Consider the following 3499-nt stretch of genomic DNA (forward strand, 5'->3'; position numbering starts at 1 on the left):
ATCACGACCCGGGCATTCGAGCCGGACATCTGCGGGAAGTGCGCCCGCAGGAAGTCGGCGCCGGCCTGCGATGACGTGCCGGGCACGGTGTAGTCGTCCTGAAGCTGGCCGCCGAACGCCATCTTCAGGCCGAACAGCGCGACGATCAGGATCAGCCAGATGGCGATCGTGCGCCAGGGGTGCCGGGCGGCCGCGCCGCCTAGCCAGCCAGTGAAGCGGGACATCGTCAGCCTCCCCGCGTGAGCGATTTTGCCTGTCGCTTCTCAACGATCGCCGTTGTTACCGCCGGGTACCAGGGCACCGGCCCCACTCCCGCCGGGGTGCTTCCGCTAGCTCCTGGGGGATACCACCACACCCCAGGTCCCGGTCGGCTAGGCGGAGACGGAAAGCAGGACTACCGGGGTGGTGGTCGGGCGGGCGGATCCGCCGGCGGGCTCGATCGTGATGCCCAGGTGGTCGCCTGGCTGGATGTCAGCGGTCAGGACGGGGGGCGTGCTGCCGGTGCTGCTCGCTGGCATCAGTCCAGCGGAACGGGCACCGGAGACGCTGATCAGCCAGAGCTGGTAGACCCTGCTCGCGGGCGGAGCAGGCATACCCGCGGCGGTGACGACAGCCTCGTGGTCCCGCGCGGAAACGACGGCCGTCACGGTACCGCCGACGGTGGTCCCGCTGGTTACGATCCTGGCGCCAGGGGCGGCCAGAACCGCGGCGACGGCCTGGTTAGCTGACTGGGCCTGCTCGAGCCGGTGCTGCGTGCCGGCCAGCACGATCCCCAGGACAACGACGGCGGCCGCCAAGGCCGTCATGGCCGCCGCGCTGACCGGGCGTGGCAGCGCACGGCGCAGCCACCCCCCTCGCGCGGGGGTGCCGGAGTCCAGGAGCCTGCGGCCGGCCGGGGCAAGCTGACGAGTGCGGCTGGCGGCCTCGAGCACCTGCCGGCGCATCGCGGGCGGGGGCACGATCGAGGTGGCGATCCCGAGCCGTGCCGCGGTCTCCCGGAGCCCGCGGACCTCTTCGGCGCAGGATGGGCAGTGGCCCAGGTGCTTTTCGAACTGGGCTAGCTCGGCACCGGTCAGCGCGTCGGCTGCGTAGGCGCCGGTCAGCTGGTGCAGATCGTGCCGCTGGAGGCTCACCAGGGCACCCCCATGCAGTCGCGCATCCGGATGAGGCCGTCGCGGATGCGGGTCTTAACCGTGCCGAGCGCGACTCCGAGCAGGCTAGCGACCTGCGGGTACGTGTATCCGCCGTAGTAGGCGAGCGTTACGGCCTCGGCTTGCAGCGGGGTGAGGCTGCCCAGGCATCGCCTGACCCGCTGCTGGTCCAGTGCCGATTCGACGAGTTCCGCCACGTCCTCGCCGTGCACCGGGCCGAATGCCAGGCTCTGCTCTCGCCTGGTGGCGGCCTGCTCGGACCGGACCCGGTCCACGGCCCGGCGATGCGCGATGGTCATCACCCAGGCGCCCGCGCTGCCCCGGGAGGCGTCGAACCTGGAGGCGGTACGCCACACGTCAAGCATGACTTCCTGGGCGACCTCCTCGGACTGAGCCGGGTCCCGCAGCACCTTCCTGACCAGCCCGTACACCGGCCCGGCGAGCTGGTCATAGACCTCCTCGAAGGCCGAGTGATCGCCGCGGGCCACCCGGGTGAGCAGCCCGGCGAGCTGCTGCCCCCTTCCCGCTGGCCCGGCGTCGTCCTGCCGCCCCGCCGATGACGCTTCCATGCCGGTAATTCGAGGCCGTCCGGCGGCCGGATGGGTCGGATACGCCCGGACCACCAATCCGCGGTCCCTGTCGCCGCGAATGGGGCCGAGAAAGGCGTGCTATCGAGCGCGCCGGTACACCGAAGGGGAACTTGATGACCCTACTCAACCGAGCACGGCGCGCGGGCCCGCGCAAGGTCGCGCTTGCCTTGTCAGGCCTGCTGGTCCTGGCCATGGCCGCGGTGTCGGGGACCGCGCTGGCCTCGTCCGCCGCGCCGGCGTCCGGCATGACGGGCATGACCGGCATGGGCCAGCTGACGTCCGCGTCGAACGGCCACGCCCAGACCGGCTTCACCAACGGCTGGTACGACGGGCACACGGTCCGCTTCTTCTACAGCAAGAACTACTCCTGCCAGACGCCTCCGGCGAGCAAGGCGTCATCCAGGTGCGAGGCGGGCGCCGACTACACCCAGACGCCCGCGACCAGCTTCGACCCGCTCTACGTGGTGGTCCCGCTCGGGTTCACCCCGCCGAAGAGCACCCTGCAATGCCCGGTGGCGGGGCACTGCATCGACCACCCGGCCACGATCGACCTGTCGGCGGTCCTGGGAGCGGGCACCGGGGACCTGGCGCTGCCCGCGCACAGCCACATCGTGGCCACCGACAACAGTAACCAGAGCGAGTGGTGGAACGTCGACGTCGTCGGCGTCAAGTCCCTCAGCGCGTGGAACAAGATCGTCCACGCCAAGAGCGACTGGGAACTGGAGCACCTCCAGCGCACCGACAGCGCCGACGTCACCGGGAACATCACCACCAACCTGTTCCTGTACTTCGCCGTCGTCCGTTAGCACCGTGGTCCCCGGCCACCCGCACGCCGCGGCTGGCCGGGGACCCGCTATCGGCCGCCAATCAAGGCAGCAGGGCAGAAAGGCAGAAAGGCAGAAAGGCGAGAACAGATCATGACCACGCGAAGCCAGCCCGCCGCTCGGGCAGTCGCCGTCCCGTCATGGCTGCGAGGCTGGCGCGCCGCCGGCGGGCTCACCGCCGTGGCCGCGGGCGCGCTTATCATCACCGGGGCCCTGCTTCCCTGGGTCGAGGCCTTCGCCGGGCTGCTCCCGATATCCGGCATCCGCGGCGGCAACGGACGCGAGCTGGCCGCCGCCGGGGCGGTCATCGCCGCCGCCGGGATCTGGCAGCTGGCCCGCGGCGGGCAGGCGGCCCGCTGGCTGGCCGGCCTGGCCGGGTTCGCCGCTGCCGGGTTTGCCGGTTACCTGCTCATCCAGCTCGTCAGGACCGTCCGCGACCTCGGCGGCGATTCGATGGTCATCGCCCGTCCGGGCCCTGGCCTTCCCGTCGTGCTGGCCGGCTCTGTGGCGGCATTCGCCACCTTGCTGTTCCCGCCGTCGGCGCAGGCCACGCTCCGCCGCGATCCCGGCACGCGGGTCTTCTCCTGGACGGCCGACCGCGAGTCGGTGGGCCTCCGGCGGGCGCTCCAGATCGCCCTCGGCGCGGTCTGGCTGCTCGACGCCGCGCTGCAGTACCAGCCGTACATGTTCACCAGGGGGTTTCCTGACATGCTGGCGATGGCCGCCACCGGGCAGCCGGGCATCGTCGCAGGCCCGGTGACGCTGACGGCCCAGGCTGTCTCCGCGAATCCGGCCGCGTGGAACGCCGCGTTCGCGACGATCCAGCTCGCGCTGGCCGTCGGCCTGCTGTTCCGCGCCACCGCCCGCGCCGCGCTGGCCGGCACCGTCGTCTGGGCCCTGTCGGTGTGGTGGCTCGGCGAGGGCCTCGGCGGGG

General features: G+C 71.8%; 4 protein-coding genes and 1 pseudogene. 2 read left to right on the top strand and 3 right to left on the bottom strand.

What is annotated here, in order from left to right; translation table 11 throughout:
* The 3 genes and pseudogenes from WA805_RS13515 to sigK form a co-directional block, all read right to left on the bottom strand.
* Nucleotides 1-224: pseudogene (locus WA805_RS13515) on the bottom strand (MMPL family transporter); the annotation flags it as partial.
* A gap of 147 nt (nt 225-371) precedes the next feature.
* The gene (locus WA805_RS13520) at nt 372-1133 is read right to left on the bottom strand and encodes an anti-sigma factor (protein WP_422290616.1); all 762 of its coding nucleotides are present in this window, start codon (nt 1131-1133) and stop codon (nt 372-374) included.
* Nucleotides 1130-1720 carry an ECF RNA polymerase sigma factor SigK gene (gene sigK / locus WA805_RS13525; RefSeq protein ID WP_422290617.1) on the bottom strand — a complete coding sequence of 197 codons (591 nt, stop codon included), beginning with the start codon at nt 1718-1720 and terminating at the stop codon, nt 1130-1132. The genes WA805_RS13520 and sigK overlap by 4 nt, the downstream gene beginning before the upstream one ends.
* A gap of 134 nt (nt 1721-1854) precedes the next feature.
* Here sigK and WA805_RS13530 point away from each other — a divergent pair, with 134 nt between their 5' ends.
* Both WA805_RS13530 and WA805_RS13535 read left to right on the top strand, forming a co-directional pair.
* The gene (locus WA805_RS13530; RefSeq protein ID WP_422279269.1) at nt 1855-2547 is read left to right on the top strand and encodes a hypothetical protein; all 693 of its coding nucleotides are present in this window, start codon (nt 1855-1857) and stop codon (nt 2545-2547) included.
* Nucleotides 2548-2658: 111 nt separating this feature from the next.
* Nucleotides 2659-3499 (top strand): hypothetical protein (locus WA805_RS13535; protein ID WP_425242506.1); only part of this gene is annotated, 841 nt, incomplete at its 3' end.

The organism is Trebonia sp. (genome assembly GCF_049794275.1).
Taxonomy (GTDB): Bacteria; Actinomycetota; Actinomycetes; order Streptosporangiales; family Streptosporangiaceae; genus Trebonia.

What these genes read in the sequence shown, in the direction of transcription:
- sigK (WP_422290617.1), bottom strand. Translation starts at nt 1,720, where the DNA reads ATGGAAGCGTCATCGGCGGGGCGGCAGGACGACGCCGGGCCAGCGGGA.
- WA805_RS13530 (WP_422279269.1), top strand. Translation starts at nt 1,855, where the DNA reads ATGACCCTACTCAACCGAGCACGGCGCGCGGGCCCGCGCAAGGTCGCG.